The organism is Rhodanobacter hydrolyticus (genome assembly GCF_044904645.1).
This window is the reverse complement of record NZ_JADIKK010000008.1, coordinates 4,071,351-4,087,265: the sequence shown is the minus strand read 5'-3', so window position 1 is coordinate 4,087,265 and position 15,915 is coordinate 4,071,351. Positions and strand designations below refer to the sequence as shown.

Below are 15,915 nucleotides of genomic sequence, written 5' to 3'. Positions count from 1 at the left end.
TGGCGGAGGCATGGCCAAGAAGAACAAACGCGGCCCCGCAATCCGACTCATGCCGCCGCGTTCGATGCGAGAAAGTCTTGCGCGAAGCGTTGCAGCACGCCGCCGGCCTCATAGATCGAGACTTCCTCGTCGGAGTCGAGCCGGCAGCGCACCGGGACCTCGAAAGTCTCACCGTTGCGCCGATGCACGACGAGGCTGAGCACGCCGCCCGGCGTCGGTTCGCCAACGACGTCGAAGATCTCGGTGCCGTCGATGCCCAGCGTCGCGCGGTTCGTGCCCGGCTTGAACTCGAGCGGCAGCACGCCCATCCCGATCAGGTTGGTGCGGTGGATCCGCTCGAACCCTTCGGCGACGATCGCCTCGACGCCCGCAAGCCGCACGCCCTTCGCCGCCCAGTCGCGCGACGAGCCCTGGCCGTAGTCGGCGCCGGCGATCACGATCAGCGGCTGCTTGCGATCCATGTACGTCTCGATCGCCTCCCACATCCGCATGACCTTGCCCTCCGGCTCGACACGCGCGAGCGAGCCCTTCTTCACCGCGCCGTCGACGACCGCCATCTCGTTGATGAGCGTCGGGTTCGCGAAAGTCGCGCGCTGCGCGGTCAGGTGGTCTCCCCGGTGTGTCGCATACGAGTTGAAGTCTTCTTCCGGCAAGCCCATCTTCGTCAGGTATTCGCCGGCCGCGCTGTTCGCGAGGATCGCGTTCGACGGCGACAGGTGATCGGTCGTGATGTTGTCGCCGAGCACCGCCAGCGGACGCATGCCCTTCAGCGTGCGCTCACCGGCCAGCACACCCTCCCAGTACGGCGGACGACGGATGTATGTGCTCTGCGCCCGCCAGTCGTACAGCGGCGCCGCGCGCTCGCCCGCGCCGGCGGGGCGCGCGAACATCGGTTCGTAGACCCTGCGGAACTGTTCGGGCTTCACGCTAGCCGCGACGATCGCATCGATCTCCTCGTCGGTCGGCCAGATGTCCTTCAGCGTGACCGGCTTGCCGTCCTGGTCGTGACCGAGCACGTCCTTCTCGATGTCGAAGCGGATCGTGCCGGCGATCGCATACGCGACGACGAGCGGCGGCGATGCGAGAAACGCCTGCTTCGCATACGGATGGATGCGGCCATCGAAGTTGCGGTTGCCGGACAGCACGGCTGTCGCGTACAGGTCGCGCTCGACGATCTCCTGTTGAATCTTCGGGTCTAGCGCACCCGACATCCCGTTGCAGGTCGTGCACGCGAACGCGACGATGCCGAAGCCGAGCTTCTCGAGTTCGGGCAGCAGGTTCGCTTCTTCCAGATATAGCCGGACCGCCTTCGAGCCCGGCGCGAGCGAGCTCTTCACCCACGGCTTGCGCACGAGGCCCTTCGCATTCGCGTTGCGCGCGAGCAGGCCAGCCGCGATCACGTTGCGCGGGTTGCTGGTGTTCGTGCAGCTGGTGATCGCCGCGATGATCACCGCGCCGTCGGGCATCTCACCCGCCTTCTCTTCCCACTGGCCGGCGATCCCCCGCGCGGCGAGATCGGACGTCGGCAGCCGCTTGTGTGGGTTCGATGGGCCAGCCATGTTGCGCACGACGCTCGACAGGTCGAACGTCAGCGTGCGCTCGTATTGCGCATTGCTCAGCGTATCGGCCCAGAGGCCGGCCGCCTTCGCGTAGGTCTCGACCAGTTTCACCTGCTCGTCGCTGCGGCCCGTGAGGCGCAGGTAGTCGGTCGTCTGGCCGTCGATGAAGAACATCGCAGCCGTTGCGCCGTATTCGGGCGCCATGTTCGAGATCGTTGCGCGATCGCCGAGCGTGAGGCTCGCCGCACCTTCACCGCGGAATTCCAGGTAAGCGCCGACCACCTTTTCCTTGCGCAGAAATTCGGTGAGCGCCAGCACGATGTCGGTGGCGATGATGCCGGGCTGGCGCCTGCCGCTGAGTTCGACACCGACGATGTCCGGCAGGCGCATCCACGACGCGCGGCCGAGCATCACGTTCTCGGCTTCCAGGCCACCGACGCCGATGGCAATCACACCGAGCGCGTCCACGTGCGGCGTGTGGCTATCGGTGCCCACGCAGGTATCCGGATATGCGACACCATCCTGCACCTGGATCACCGGCGACATCTTCTCCAGGTTGATCTGATGCATGATGCCGTTGCCCGGCGGGATCACGTCGACGTTCTCGAACGCCTTCTTGGTCCACTCGATGAAGTGGAAGCGATCCTCGTTGCGGCGATCCTCGATCGCGCGGTTCTTCGCGAACGCGTCCGGATCGAAGCCGCCGCATTCCACAGCCAGCGAGTGGTCGACGATCAGCTGCACCGGCACCACCGGGTTCACCTTGGCCGGGTCGCCGCCGCGATCGGCGATCGCATCGCGCAGGCCGGCCAGGTCGACCAGGGCCGTCTGGCCGAGGATGTCGTGGCACACAACGCGCGCCGGGAACCACGGAAAATCGCGCTCGCGCCTGCGCTCGATGATCTGCTTGAGCGAATCGGCGAGGATCGTCGGATCGCAACGGCGCACCAAGTTTTCGGCGAGCACGCGCGAGGTATACGGCAGGGTGTCGTAGGCGCCCGGCTGGATCGCCTCCACGGCGGCGCGCGCATCGAAGTAATCCAGCGACGTGCCGGGAAGGGATTGACGGTAGACAGTATTCATAGGAATTCAGGAACCCTGGGGAGAAACGCCCGACTGACGTGTTCACCGTACATTTTAGCGGGTGAAGGCCTCTTCCTTAAGAGCCTGCCCACGATCTCCCCGCAGCCAGCGTTGCTTCGCCGTGGCTGTCAGACGGTAGTACGTGGCGCAGCACCCGCCTGATAGACAGATCAAGCCGCGCGCTGCCGCATGGCAGCCATGGCAACGCACCCGAAGGGTCGGGTCTGTTTGCCTGCATGGCGTCATCGCTCCGTCATGGACAGGCGTCCACTTCTTCGTTCCTCCTTGGCGTGCGCGCAAACAGCTCCCGGCGCAGGCCATGGGGAGATCGTGAGCAGGCTCCAAAGGTCATGGTTTGACGGCCATGCATGACGGCATCGACAATGGATGCGTACTGATCCCAAAAGGGAGTAGTTCCGGACACCGTTTCTTCGGGTGTCCTTGCAGCGGTCGTCATCACGAGCGGAGCACCGCTCCGGTCGCTGCAGCGGCTCTGCCGCGAACGAGACTTTTGCAGTCATGACGGACCGCGCGTGTCCGTCGTCACTGCATTTGTCCTACGCGCAGGAACCGACACATGGCACCCACCAGCTTCCTCTCCGGCCTGATGGCCATCGTCCTGCTCGACCTGGTTCTAGCCGGCGACAACGCCATCGTGATCGCACTGGCCGCACGCAACCTGCCAGGAACGCTGCGGAAGCGTGCGGTGCTCTGGGGTACGGTCGGTGCCGTGGCGGTGCGCATCGTGCTCAGCGCCTTGCTGATCTGGCTGCTGAGACTGCCTGGCTTGATGCTGCTGGGCGGCGTACTGCTGTTGCCGATCGCCTGGAAATTGCTGAAGCAGAACGACGCTGCGCATGAAGTTTCCGCCGCTGACGGTTTCTGGTCGGCGCTGCGTACCATCATCGTCGCCGACGCGCTAATGGGCGTGGACAATGTGCTGGCGATCGCCGGCGCATCGCACGGCAACCTGCCTCTGCTCACGCTGGGCCTGCTGATCAGCGTGCCCCTGGTGGTATGGGGCTCGACCCTGATCCTCAGGCTGATCGAGCGCTTCCCAGTCATCGTCTACCTAGGCGCCGGCACGATCACCTGGACGGCTGTCCGCATGATCGCGCACGACCATCTGCTGCATGAGCTCTTCGATGCGCACCACGGCCTGACGCACGCGCTTGGGTTGCTGGCGGCCGTGTGCCTCTGCGCCATCGGATGGTGGCGGCGACACCGGCGACCGCCGGTCGACTGAGACCGCCATGTCCGACGCACGACAATCGCCCTCCTCGTCCAACGGCCTTAGGCACAGACGGTCATGGCGGGTCGGGTGACTTCGGGTCATACATCAGAATGTCATCGGCACACGCACCGTCACCAGCACGTCGGGCGTGTCGTGGGTGACGCCAGCGGCCAGCGTGAAGTTGACCGTGCGGGTCGGACTCAGTCGATAAGCGCCGCCGATCAGCAACTGCCCCAGCCAGACCTTGGTCGAGCCGGGCACCGTCTGGCCCATCTCCTTGGTGACACCGATGATGCTCTGGTCGTAACCGATGCTGAGCGTGGCCTTGTCGTTCAGGGCGAAACCCATGCCAAGGCTCGCGTCGCCGACATTGCCGACTCTCACAGTGCCCAGGTATTGCCTGCCTAGCACCAGGTCTTCCCACACGCCGTGCCGCTCGAAGTTGTACAGGTAGCTCAGGTTGCCGAAGAACACCACCGGGTCGGAGGGCAGCAGCCAGGTCATGCCGGGCTGTGCGGAATAGAAGCCGGAACCGGTGGGCAGTTGCAGCGGAAGTCCGGTACCGGTGACGTTCTCCACGCAACGCGTCACGCAGTCTGTGGTCACGTCGAACGGATCCGTGCCGGTGCGCGACTTGAAGCGAAACCACCCGATGAAATACGGCTTGTCCGCGCCGCCGTCGTTGAACTGGTAGCGCGCGGTGGCCTCGATATCGCCCAGACCGCTGCCACTCGAACTCAGCACGTTGTTGGTCGCCGTCCCTGTGAAGATCTCACGACTGACGATGTTGCTGCCCGTCCACACGTAAGGCACGCGCAATTCCAGCTCGAGGCGATTGGTGATGCCATAGCGTGCGGTGAGCGTGGTCGTCTGGGTGGTGGTCCGCACGGTACGTACGTCGATGAGACCGATCAGGATGGCTGGAATGACGGTGTAACCGACCAGATCGACCTGGCTGGCGGAGGAATAGCCAAACTGGTAGGAGGGCTCGATGACAAGCTTGCCCTTGGGAGTCAGCACGCCCGGCTGATTGGAGATCGGCGCGACTTCCGGCGGACGGGCGTCCTTCGGCGGCGCCACCCCGACCGGCTGCTGTGCGGCAGCGACCGACTGCATGGCATCAGGCGCCGGCATCGGCTCGGTCGATGCACTGGTGCCAGAGGCACCCAGGTTGCCGCCACGCTGCTGCTCCAGCTCCTGCACGCCTACTGCATGACGCAAGGCTCGGTAATCGGACTGCTGCTGCGCGAGCTCCTTGCGCATCGCCCCCAGTTGCACCAACTGCGCATCGATCTGCTGGCGCAGCGCATTGATGCGTTCGTCCTGCTCCTGCAACTGCTTGCGTATCGCCGCGGAAGATGCCGATGCGTCGCCGGATGCCGGAGCGGCTGGTGCCGGCGCCTCTTGCGCCCCAGCCCAGCCGCCGAGGAAAAGGAATCCGGCACAACCCGCCGAACACACCCACCGCGACCTTTTGCGATCCATGTCAGCTCCTTGCGAAACCGAGATGTAGGAGATTGGCGCCCACCGCAGGAGTTGGCATCTGAGCGGGCGCTCAATGCCCGAGCGACAGCATCTGTGCCGACTGCAGGGTGCTCTGCAGATTCATGTTGCGCAGGATCTGCAAGGTATTCAGCGAAATGTTGAGCGTGGTGAGCGTGCGGATGGACTGGTTGTTCAACGAATTCTGGATGACCGTCGCCAGGCCGCCGTTCAATCCAGGCAGGGAGACTGTCGCCACGCCATTCGATGCGCCCGCGTTCGTTGACGATATGCTGGCCAGCGGCACCGAAGACGCCTGCGTCACCGAAACCGGAGTGTTCGTGTTACCCGATGCACCTTGAGCCGGGGTGGTGGCACCCGATGCACCTTGAACCGAGGTGGTCGCAACAGCCCCCTGTCCCGTTGCAACAGCACCCTGTCCCGTCGAAGCCGGCGAGCTGCCTGATGCACCCTGGCCCAGCATCGTCGCGACATCGTCGCGCACCGCCGCGGACGAATCGGCACTGTTGCCCGGCCCGTTCTGGACCACCAAATTGAGGTTGCTGAGCGCGGTTGCCAAGGCCACTGCCTGCTGCTGGGTGATCTGGGCGATGTCCGGGATATTGATGTCGGTGGAGGTCACCAGCTTGCCGTTGATGTAGGTGACCTGTTCGATACCGAGTGACGCCTGCAGGTCGTTGCCTAGATCGAAACCACCGCGTACCGAGTCGAGCCCCGCGTCGTCCACCGGCGCGCCGAAGTCGGAGCCGCCCTCCCGCCGGTCGGCAGGTGCCACGCTCTGGCTCGCATTCGCGTCGGCCGGAAGCGACGCCCTGGCATCCGGATCCGCGATCGCCGTCCCTGTCATCGCATGCACGATCCCTGTGCCACCGAACAGGCACAGCGGCAATGTGATGCGTATTGCGCGCAAGAGCTTTTTCATTTCGATCACCTCAATACTGGCCAGGCCCGAACTTGGGCATGGTGAGGTAGTACAGCGGGCGTCGATCGACGCCTGCCGTCAGCGGCGCGTACGGTGCGGCCTTCCAATCGTCGACCGTGTTGAACTGGGCGAAATCGCGCCGGTTGTAGATGACGAACAGCAATTTGTTCTTCCACAGCTGGTCGAAGCGATCGCGTGGAATCGTGCGCGTGCCCAAGGCGGGATCGCCGATCAGCACGCGTCCGTAGGCCAGCCCCTTGATCACCACGAAGTGGTGGTACTTCTTCTCTTCGATCAGCACGATTGCCGGGAGGTGCTCCTCCTGCAGCTTTTCCAGCGACGCGTGGAAGCCGTCGGCCTGGAAACCGTTGGCTGCCAGAAAACGCTTGATGTCCAGCAGCGAGAACCCTTCCTTGTTGATCTTGGCGCGGTCGCCATGTACGTACATCTGCTCGAAGGCGGTCTGCTCACTGACCGGATAGCCGTACTGATAGGTCAGCAAGGTCGCCACGGCCGCGGAGCCGCAGCTGAAATCGTATTTCTGCCGGATGGTGTTCCTGAATTTGGCTTCCTTCAGCGTGGTCAGATGCAGCACAACGGCCTGTTGCGGACCGTTGTTGATCAGTGCCGATGCGGCCTGCAGGCTGACGGGATTCGCCACGGCAGCCAGGATCGCCAGCACTGGCAGCCACCTCTTCATGGCTTGAACTGCACGTTGACGATGACGCCGTTCTGGATCAGCACGTTGTTGCCAGTGTTCTGGATGACCGTCGGCAAACCCGTTGCGCCGCTGAACGAATTGGCGCTGATCACATTCGATCCGGTGTTCACCTTCGTCGCGCTGTTGTTCGACACCGTGCCGCTGAGGTTCTGGTTGTTGCGAACGCTGGTACCGCCGCTGTAGCGATCCAGCGTCTCGGCACTCACTGCCTGCCCCAATCCGCCGACATAGACGGGAGGCGACGTCGCGGCTGTTTGCGGTTGCTGGCCGGCGTGATTCGGCGCGGTCGCAGCCACCGTCCACGCGGGCGTTCCCGCAAGCCCCAGCAGCAACGCTCCAAGCGAAGCTCTCATCAAAGGCATGACACCGCTCCTCAAGCGCTCTGCGCGTCGAAAACGACGCAAGTGCCGATCGCCCACGGCGATCGGCCAACACCAGCGACACGATGGAGCGATGCGCGCCCCATCGTGTCGGGTGATCGTCGCTCAGTGACCTACGCTCAGGTTGGCCTGGACAGTCACGCCTTGCTGGATCAACGACGCCGCACCGCTGTTCTGGGCGATCGTCGTGATTCCCGCCGCGCCCTCTGCGGCGTTGTTCATGCTGTTGGCCATGTCGAAGGAGCCAGCATCCGCGGCAGCCGTACCGCCATTGCCACCATTGCCGGCCGCACCGCCACTGCCGTTGCCGCCCGTGCTCATGCCACCGGCGCCACCGGCGCCACCGTGGCCGCCAGCACTCGCGGCGTAGCCGCTGGAGCCGCCCATCGACGAGCTGTCGCCGCTGGTCGAAGTCGCCGCGCCGGCCTTGTTGCTGCCGCCATCCGCACTACCGGCACCGCCTTTGGCACCGTCTGTCCCGGCGTGATTGTCGGCATTGGCCGTGGCATTGCCGCCAGCGCCCCAGCCGTTGGCGCCGAACGCACCACTACCGGCTGCGGAATCGCCGCTGCTCGAGCCTGAGCCGCCTGCGAAGCCGCTGTGCGCGGAGGAATTCCCACCGTCGCCGCCCGATCCGCCGTTGGCATTGCCGCCACGACCGCCACTGCCGCTGCCACCATTGCCGCCACGTGCACCATTCGCGTTGCCGAGGTTATCGGCGCTGTTGCCGATACCGAATACCTTGACGTTGCTCACGGCTCCTTCAAGATCGGTGTTGGCAACCGCGATGCTCTTGTTGAATGCATCGCTGACCGAAGCGCTGGCCATTCCACCGTTGTCCGCCGCCGCCGTTCCGAAACCGGAACTTTGGACATCGCTCAGGCTCAGGTTCTTGGTGACGGTCTTGGTGTTGGTGCTCGAGTTGGTGTTGGTATTGCCCGAATGATTGACCGAGCTGTTGTTGTGCTCGTTCGACGAGTTGTTGTTGTGCTGGTTGGAATTGTTGTTAGCCATGGCCGGGAGGGCTAGTCCCAAGCCAAGCGCCAGTGCCGTGAAAAGAAGTGTCTTGCGCATATGGATTTCTCCCGGAATGCCGAATTGACCCCCTGCTTTTTTGCATTGCTTGTTCAGCAAGCTTTCATGACTGGCAAACTGCATGCCAGCCGCCAGGCACCCAGCAGTCCGAAAACAAAGCCCTATCAATCAATCAATTGGAGAAAGGCTTTACGCCTCGCCCCCGCATAATGGGTGCGTAAAGGATTCCGGGTGATGCATTTCTGATACACCTTTCTCGGCCGCCCCCGATTCGAGTCGGCCATCACAGGCTAATTGCAATTAAATATCAATTAGTTACACGAAAATCGATCAATCATTCAAGACTGTATCGTTGCTGTTACAACCACCACGGCTGCGAAACACCCGCTAAAGGCCGGCTTTCGCATCTCCCAAAGGAAAGGGGCCTTGCGGCCCCTTTCCTTATTATTTGCGTTGGTCTACCGGCGCATCAGCGCTTGTCGATTGGCGTGTAGGCCAGGTCTTCCGGGCCGGTGTAATTGGCGCTGGGGCGGATGATCTTGCCGTCCTCGCGTTGCTCGATCACGTGTGCACTCCAGCCGGAGGTGCGTGCGATCACGAACAACGGCGTGAACATCGCCGTGGGCACGCCCATCATGTGGTAGGCGCTGGCCGAGTACCAGTCGAGGTTGGGGAACATCTTCTTGATTTCCCACATCACCTTCTCGATGCGCTCGGACACGTCGAACAAGGTCGGATTGCCGCCTTCGGTGCAGAGCTTGCGCGAGATTTCCTTGATGATCACGTTGCGTGGATCGGACACCGTATACACCGGATGGCCGAAGCCGATCACGATTTCCTTGCGCTCGACGCGGGCGCGGATGTCGGCCTCCGCATCGCTGGCGTTGCGATAGCGCGCGATGATCTCCATCGCCACTTCGTTGGCGCCGCCGTGCTTGGGGCCGCGCAGCGCGCCGATGGCGCCGGTGATGGCGGAATACATGTCCGAACCGGTACCTGCGATCACGCGGGCGGTGAAGGTGCTGGCGTTGAATTCATGCTCCGCGTAAAGCACCAGCGACTTGTCCAGCGCGTTCGCATGCAGTTCGCTGGGCGCCTTGCCGTGCAGCACGTGCAGGAAGTGCGCGGCGATCGTCTCGTCGTCGGTCTGGGTCTCTACCCGCTTGCCGTTGTGGCTGAAGTGGTACCAGTACAGCAGCATGGAGCCGAAGCTGGCCATCAGGCGATCGGCGATGTCGCGCGCGCCGGTGACGTTGTGGTCGTCCTTCTCGGGCAGCACCGTGCCCAGTGCCGAGCAGCCGGTGCGCATCACGTCCATCGGATGGGTGGCGGCGGGCAACAGTTCCAGTGCGGCCTTCACCGGCGCCGGCAGGCCGCGCAGGCGCTTGAGCTTGGCCCTGTAGTTCTGCAGCTCCGTCCAGTTCGGCAGCACGCCGTGCACCAGCAGATAGGCCACTTCCTCGAAGCAGCCCTTGGTGGCCAGGTCGTGGATGTCGTAGCCGCGGTAGTGCAGGTCGTTGCCGCTGCGGCCCACCGTGCACAGCGCGGTATTGCCGGCGGCCACGCCGGACAGCGCCACGGACTTCTTGGCCTTGGGAAGGACTTGCTCGCTCATCGGGTGTCTCCTGTGATGCAGGGAAATTCGAACGGTGAAACGAAATTTCTGTAGAAGCGCACCCTGTGCGCGATTGCCTCACGCTTCGATCAAGGCAAAAGACAGTCGCGCACAGGGTGCGCTCCTACATGGTTGGCGTCAGCCCTTCTGGGCGAACAGCGCGTCGAGCTTGTCTTCGTAGGTGTGGTAGCCCAGGAAGTCGTACAACTCCTCGCGCGTCTGCAAGGTGTCGATGATGTTCTTCTGGGTGCCCTCGCGGCGCACCGTCTCGTAGAAATTCAGCGCGGCCTTGTTCATGGCGCGGTAGGCGCCGCAGCAGTACAGCGCGATGTCCACGTTGGCATCTTTGAGTTCCGCGGTGGTGAAGAACGGCGTGGAGCCGAACTCGGTAAGGTTGGCGAGGATGGGCACCTTTACCGCGGCCTTGAACTTCCGGTAATCGTCCAGCGTCTTCATCGCTTCGGGAAAGATCATGTCGGCGCCAGCCTCGACGTAGGCGCAGGCGCGGTCGATGGCGGCATCGATGCCCTCCACTGCCGCGGCGTCCGTACGTGCCATCAGCACGAAACCCGCATCGGTCTTCGCATCCACCGCAGCCTTCACGCGATCGACCATCTCGCCCTTCGATACCACTTCCTTGCCGGGACGATGGCCACAACGCTTCTGGCCAACCTGATCCTCCATATGCACTGCGGCCACGCCGATGCGCTCGAAGTTGCGGACGGTGCGCGCGATGTTGAAGGCGCCCCCCCAGCCGGTGTCGATGTCCACCAGCAACGGCAATCCGGTGGCGTCCACGATGCGGCGCGCGTCGGTAAGCACGTCTTCCATGGTGGAGATGCCGAGGTCGGGCATGCCCAGCGAGTTGGCGGCCACGCCGCCACCGGAGAGGTACAACGCCTTGTAGCCGACACGCTTGGCCATCAGGCCGGCATAGGCGGTGATGGCGCCCATGACCTGCAGCGGGGAGTCGGCGGCGAGCGCGGCGCGGAAGCGGGCGCCTGCGGTGGCTGATTGAGTCATATGGCCTCCGTCAAAACGCTCATTTTAGCCCACGCCTCCCCTGCAGCTCTTGCTGCAGCACAGCGATCCGCCTGCCAGCCATAGTCACGAACGATGATGTCCATGCCAACAATCAATTGGACGAATCGTATCAGCAGCCTAGAATGGATCCCATCGACTCACTCAACCACCCGCAACGGAGACCACGAAATGTCTTTGATCAATACCGAAGTGAAGCCGTTCAAGGCGCAGGCGCTCAAGGCCGGCAAGTTCATCGAAGTGAGCGACGCGAGCCTCAAGGGCAAGTGGTCCGTGGTGTTCTTCTACCCTGCCGACTTCACCTTTGTCTGCCCGACCGAGCTGGAAGATCTCGCCGACAACTACGCCGAGTTCCAGAAGCTGGGCGTGGAGATCTACAGCGTCTCGACCGATACGCACTTCTCGCACAAGGCATGGCACGACACCTCCGACGCCGTGAAGAAGATCGGTTACACCATGGTTGGCGATCCCACCCACGTGATCAGCCGCAACTTCGAGGTGCTGATCGAGGAAGCCGGCCTGGCTGATCGCGGCACCTTCGTGGTCGATCCGGACGGCAAGATCCAGATCGTAGAGATCACCGCCGGCGGCATCGGCCGCGACGCCAAGGAACTGCTGCGCAAGGTGAAGGCTGCGCAGTACGTCGCCAGCCACCCGGGCGAGGTATGCCCGGCCAAGTGGAAGGAAGGCGAAAAGACCCTGGCCCCCTCGTTGGACCTGGTCGGCAAGATCTGATCGCGATACCGCCACACGCCGTACCGGAACCGGGCGCAGGCCGCCCGGTTCCACCCTCCCCAGGATGCTTGTGCCAGCGGCTTGCGCCCGGCATCGCTCCCCGCCTGCCGTCCCCTCCCCGCTGACGCAGGCCGCTTTCACAAGCGTTCCTTTCCGATTCGATTTCCCGCATCCACGCAGGAGTGTTCGCCATGCTCGACGAAGCCATCAAGGCCCAGCTGAAGGGCTACCTGGAGAGGCTCACCCACCCGATCGAACTGGTCGCGGCGCTGGACGAAGGCGCGAAGTCGCGCGAGCTGGACGAGCTGCTGGCGGAGATCGCCGCGATGAGCGACAAGATCGCCCTGCGTCGCGACGACAGCGAGCCGCGCAAGCCCTCGTTCGCAATCAATCGCCTGGGTACCGACATCGGCGTGCGCTTCGCCGGCATCCCGTTGGGCCACGAATTCACCTCGCTGGTGCTGGCACTTCTGCAGGTGGGTGGTCATCCGTCCAAGGCCGCCGAGGAAACCATCGCGCAGGTGCAGAATCTGGAAGGCGAGTTCCGCTTCGAAACCTACTTCTCGCTCTCCTGCCAGAACTGTCCCGACGTCGTGCAGGCGCTCAACCTGATGAGCGTGCTGAATCCCAACATCAAGCACGTCGCCATCGACGGTGCGCTGTACCAGGACGAAGTGGATCGTCGTCAGATCATGTCGGTGCCCACCGTGTATTTGAACGGCGAAGTGTTCGACCAGGGCCGCATGAGCCTGGAACAGATCGTGGCCAGGCTGGATACCGGCGCCGCCGCGCGCGCTGCCGAAACGATCAAGACCAAGGATGCCTTCGACGTACTGGTGGTCGGCGGCGGCCCGGCCGGCGCAGCGGCGGCGATCTATGCCGCGCGCAAGGGCATACGCACCGGCATCGCCGCCGAGCGTTTCGGCGGCCAGGTGCTGGACACCATGGCCATCGAGAACTTCATCTCGGTCGACTACACCGAAGGCCCCAAACTGGGCGCCGCCCTCGAACAGCACGTCCGCAACTACGACGTCGACATCATGAATCTGCAGCGCGCGAGCAGGCTCGTGCCGGCCAACGAATCGGCCAGTGGCCTGATCGAGATCGCTCTGGAAAACGGCGCCAGCTTGAAGGCGAAATCGGTGGTGCTCTCCACCGGCGCGCGCTGGCGGCAGATGGGCGTGCCCGGCGAGAACGAATACCGCAACAAGGGCGTGGCCTACTGCCCGCACTGCGACGGCCCGCTGTTCAAGGGCAAGCGCGTGGCGGTGATCGGCGGCGGCAACTCCGGCGTGGAGGCAGCCATCGACCTGGCCGGCATCGTGGCCCACGTCACCCTGGTCGAGTTCGACGGCAAGCTGCGCGCCGACGAGGTGTTGCAGCGCAAGTTGCGCAGCCTGCCGAACGTGGACGTGATCGTCAGCGCGCAAAGCACCGAAGTGCTGGGCGACGGTCAGAGAGTCAGCGGTCTGGTCTACAAGGACCGCAGCGACGGCAGCATGCACAGCCTTTCGCTGGAAGGCATCTTCGTGCAGATTGGCCTGCTGCCGAACACGGAATGGCTGAAGGACACGCTGGAACTCAGCCCTCGCGGCGAGATCGTGATCGACGCGCGCGGCCAGACCTCGCTGCCCGGCGTGTTCGCCGCCGGCGACGCCACCACGGTGCCGTACAAGCAGATCGTGATCGCGATGGGGACGGGCTCCACCGCCGCGCTGGGTGCATTCGACCACCTGATCCGCTCGTCGGCACCGGCGGCTGAGACTGCTGCAGCCTGACGGCTCTTGATTGAGCCCCTCTCCCTACGGGAGATGAGTTGGGGTGCGGGTTTGGGCAGAGCAAAGCGTTGTGCTCCGCCCGCCCCCTCACCCGCCTAGATTCGCGCCATCCTTGACGCCCTCCCCTGCGGGGCCAGCGTCGACGTTGCGCAGGCGCTTCAGCGCCTGCAGGTCGGCACCCTCTCCCGAAGGGAGAGGGATTCCCTCATGTACACCAACGATTATCTGAACGGTACCGCCTCAACTTCCCTGGTCCGGCCCGCGCTCCAGCGCCTTGCGGATTTCCTCCAGTGCCGCCGGATCGTCCAGCGTGGAGAGATCGCCCGGGTCGCGCTGTTCGGCCAGTGCCTGCAGCGAACGCCGCAACAGTTTGCCTGAGCGCGTCTTGGGCAGCGCATTGACCACGTACACCCGCGCCGGCTTCGCCACGCTGCCGAGCTGGTCCACCACGCGCTGCTGCATGCCGCGCGCCACTTCGGCGACGCTCGCACCTGTCTCCTGCTTCAACGTGGCGAACACTACCGGCACCTGGCCTTTCAATTCGTCGCGTACGCCGATCACCGCCGTCTCGGCCACGGCGGGGTGGCCAGCGACGGACTCCTCGATCTCGCGCGTACCCAGCCGGTGTCCCGCCACGTTGATCACGTCATCGGTGCGACCGAGGATGAAGGTGTAGCCGTCCGCATCACGGATCGCCCAATCCAGCGAGCTGTACAGCAACTCGCGGAAATGGCTGAAGTAGCTGTGCACATAGCGATCGTCGTCACGCCAGACGGTGCTGAGGCAGCCCGGTGGCAGCGGCGGTTCGAGCACCAATACGCCCTTGCTGCCTGCCGGTACTTCCCTGCCGCTGTTCTCATCGACCACCTTCATGCGGTATCCGGGCGCAGGCAGGCCGGGCGAACCCGGCTTCGTGGGCTTTAGGTCCAGGCCCGGCATCAGGGTGATCGCCGGCCAGCCGGTTTCGGTCTGCCAGTAGTTGTCGATCACCGGCACACCAAGTTCGGCGTTGATCCATTGCGAGGTGGGTTCGTCCAGCGGCTCGCCGGCGAGGAACAGCCACTTCAGCGTCGACAGATCGTGCGATTGCAGCCAGCCCGCATCCTGTTTCTTCAGCACCCGGATCGCGGTGGGCGAGGAGAACATGCTGCGCACGCCATATTTTTCGCACAGCCCCCACCACACGCCAGGGTCGGGCCGGGTAGGCAGGCCTTCATAGAGCAGCGACGTGGCGCCGCCGATCAGCGGGCCGTAGACGTTGTAGGAATGCCCCACCGCCCAACCCACATCGGAGGTCGAGAACATCACCTGCCCCGGCGCGATGTCGAAAATGCAGCGGATCGACATCGCCATCGCCACCGCATAGCCACCTGTATCGCGCTGCACACCCTTGGGCTTGCCGGTAGTGCCCGAGGTGTAGAGCAGGTAGCTCGGCTCGTTCGATTCCAGCCATGCCACCGGCACCTCTGCACCCTCGTGCCGCACACGCAGTTCGGCGTAATCCACATCGCGACCTGGCGTCAGGTTCATCTGTGTATCGAGCCCACGATCTACCACCAGCACGCTGGGCGGTGGCGCCGAGGCCTCGTTCAGCGCGGCGTCCACCAGCGGCTTGTAGGGAATCATCTTGCCCGCGCGCATGCCGGCATCGGCGCAGACCAGCAGCTTCGGCTGCGCATCGTCGATGCGCAATGCGAGGTTGTGCGCCGCGAAGCCACCAAATACCACCGAATGGATCGCGCCGATGCGTGCGCAGGCCAGCATCGCGAATACCGCCTCGGCGATGTTCGGCAGATAGATCACCACGCGGTCGCCACGCCGCACATTCAGCGCTTGCAGTGTCGCTGCAAAAACATTCACCTCGCGATGCAGCTCGCGATAGCTGTACTCGTGCGTGATGCCTGTCTCGCCGGATACGGCTACCAGCGCCAGTTGGTCGGCGCGCTCGGCAAGATGCCGGTCCACCGCGTTGTAGCAGAGGTTGGTGGTGCCGCCCACGAACCAGCGGCGGAACGGCGGGTTGGAATGATCAAGGATCCGCTGCGGCGGAACCTCCCAGTGGATGCGCCGCGCCTGCTCGGCCCAGAACAATTCCGGTTGCTCGACCGATTGCCGGTAGAACGACTCGTAATTCATGTCCCCTCCCAAGCCTGCTTCACTCAAGCCTAGACCGGCAAGGTCACTACGACATCGCGACCATGGTCGCAGGTGTCCCGGCGCTGGCATCGTCGAACCATTGACGCAGACGCCATAGCCTCGTCCAATGACGCTCTATTAACTCACGTCAGCAATGCGCGCATACGAAAGAC

The 15,915-nt window shown here is 63.9% G+C and carries 12 protein-coding genes; 3 read left to right on the top strand and 9 right to left on the bottom strand.

Annotated elements, in window-relative coordinates; translation table 11 throughout:
* Positions 1-47: 47 nt before the first annotated feature.
* Positions 48-2,642, bottom strand: a complete 2,595-nt coding sequence (acnD, locus tag ISP25_RS20790) for a Fe/S-dependent 2-methylisocitrate dehydratase AcnD (RefSeq protein ID WP_404616266.1) — start codon at positions 2,640-2,642, stop codon at positions 48-50.
* Positions 2,643-3,219: 577 nt separating this feature from the next.
* Between acnD and ISP25_RS20785 the strand changes: the two genes are divergently transcribed.
* A complete protein-coding gene (locus tag ISP25_RS20785; protein WP_404616265.1) occupies positions 3,220-3,888 on the top strand; it encodes a TerC family protein in 669 nt (222 codons plus the stop codon).
* A gap of 93 nt (positions 3,889-3,981) precedes the next feature.
* On the opposite strand, the gene ISP25_RS20780 is transcribed toward ISP25_RS20785, so the two are convergent.
* The 7 genes from ISP25_RS20780 to prpB form a co-directional block, all read right to left on the bottom strand.
* Positions 3,982-5,361 carry an acetate kinase gene (locus ISP25_RS20780; protein WP_404616264.1) on the bottom strand — a complete coding sequence of 460 codons (1,380 nt, stop codon included), beginning with the start codon at positions 5,359-5,361 and terminating at the stop codon, positions 3,982-3,984.
* A gap of 70 nt (positions 5,362-5,431) precedes the next feature.
* Entirely contained in the window at positions 5,432-6,268 is an 837-nt protein-coding gene (locus tag ISP25_RS20775) for a RodZ family helix-turn-helix domain-containing protein (RefSeq protein WP_404616263.1), read from the bottom strand.
* Positions 6,269-6,311: 43 nt separating this feature from the next.
* Complete coding sequence (locus ISP25_RS20770; protein ID WP_404616262.1) at positions 6,312-7,001, bottom strand: C39 family peptidase; 690 nt, start codon at positions 6,999-7,001, stop codon at positions 6,312-6,314.
* Positions 6,998-7,384: a hypothetical protein gene (locus ISP25_RS20765; protein ID WP_225578555.1), complete on the bottom strand. Its 387-nt coding sequence runs from the start codon at positions 7,382-7,384 to the stop codon at positions 6,998-7,000. Before ISP25_RS20765 ends, ISP25_RS20770 begins: the two co-directional genes overlap by 4 nt.
* 123 nt (positions 7,385-7,507) lie before the next feature.
* Positions 7,508-8,476, bottom strand: a complete 969-nt coding sequence (locus tag ISP25_RS20760) for a hypothetical protein (protein WP_192160529.1) — start codon at positions 8,474-8,476, stop codon at positions 7,508-7,510.
* 430 nt (positions 8,477-8,906) lie between these two features.
* Entirely contained in the window at positions 8,907-10,052 is a 1,146-nt protein-coding gene (prpC, locus tag ISP25_RS20755; RefSeq protein ID WP_404616261.1) for a bifunctional 2-methylcitrate synthase/citrate synthase, read from the bottom strand.
* A 138-nt stretch (positions 10,053-10,190) separates the two neighbouring features.
* Positions 10,191-11,075, bottom strand: a complete 885-nt coding sequence (gene prpB / locus ISP25_RS20750) for a methylisocitrate lyase (protein WP_404616260.1) — start codon at positions 11,073-11,075, stop codon at positions 10,191-10,193.
* Positions 11,076-11,264: 189 nt separating this feature from the next.
* On the opposite strand from prpB, the gene ahpC reads away from it, so the two are divergent.
* Together ahpC and ahpF are read left to right on the top strand one after the other, a co-directional pair.
* On the top strand, positions 11,265-11,828 hold the full coding sequence (gene ahpC / locus ISP25_RS20745) for an alkyl hydroperoxide reductase subunit C (protein ID WP_404616259.1): 564 nt from the start codon (positions 11,265-11,267) through the stop codon (positions 11,826-11,828).
* A 191-nt stretch (positions 11,829-12,019) separates the two neighbouring features.
* Positions 12,020-13,606: an alkyl hydroperoxide reductase subunit F gene (gene ahpF / locus ISP25_RS20740; protein WP_404616258.1), complete on the top strand. Its 1,587-nt coding sequence runs from the start codon at positions 12,020-12,022 to the stop codon at positions 13,604-13,606.
* A gap of 240 nt (positions 13,607-13,846) precedes the next feature.
* On the opposite strand, the gene prpE is transcribed toward ahpF, so the two are convergent.
* Complete coding sequence (gene prpE / locus ISP25_RS20735) at positions 13,847-15,742, bottom strand: propionate--CoA ligase (RefSeq protein ID WP_404616257.1); 1,896 nt, start codon at positions 15,740-15,742, stop codon at positions 13,847-13,849.
* Between the last annotated feature and the right edge of the window lie 173 nt (positions 15,743-15,915).

Excerpts from the sequence above, each read along its gene's own strand:
- ISP25_RS20765 (WP_225578555.1), bottom strand. The coding sequence starts at position 7,384 with ATGCCTTTGATGAGAGCTTCGCTTGGAGCGTTGCTGCTGGGGCTTGCG.
- ahpC (WP_404616259.1), top strand. The coding sequence starts at position 11,265 with ATGTCTTTGATCAATACCGAAGTGAAGCCGTTCAAGGCGCAGGCGCTC.
- prpE (WP_404616257.1), bottom strand. The coding sequence starts at position 15,742 with ATGAATTACGAGTCGTTCTACCGGCAATCGGTCGAGCAACCGGAATTG.
- ISP25_RS20770 (WP_404616262.1), bottom strand. The coding sequence starts at position 7,001 with ATGAAGAGGTGGCTGCCAGTGCTGGCGATCCTGGCTGCCGTGGCGAAT.
- prpC (WP_404616261.1), bottom strand. The coding sequence starts at position 10,052 with ATGAGCGAGCAAGTCCTTCCCAAGGCCAAGAAGTCCGTGGCGCTGTCC.
- acnD (WP_404616266.1), bottom strand. The coding sequence starts at position 2,642 with ATGAATACTGTCTACCGTCAATCCCTTCCCGGCACGTCGCTGGATTAC.
- prpB (WP_404616260.1), bottom strand. The coding sequence starts at position 11,075 with ATGACTCAATCAGCCACCGCAGGCGCCCGCTTCCGCGCCGCGCTCGCC.
- ISP25_RS20785 (WP_404616265.1), top strand. The coding sequence starts at position 3,220 with ATGGCACCCACCAGCTTCCTCTCCGGCCTGATGGCCATCGTCCTGCTC.
- ISP25_RS20780 (WP_404616264.1), bottom strand. The coding sequence starts at position 5,361 with ATGGATCGCAAAAGGTCGCGGTGGGTGTGTTCGGCGGGTTGTGCCGGA.
- ISP25_RS20760 (WP_192160529.1), bottom strand. The coding sequence starts at position 8,476 with ATGCGCAAGACACTTCTTTTCACGGCACTGGCGCTTGGCTTGGGACTA.
- ahpF (WP_404616258.1), top strand. The coding sequence starts at position 12,020 with ATGCTCGACGAAGCCATCAAGGCCCAGCTGAAGGGCTACCTGGAGAGG.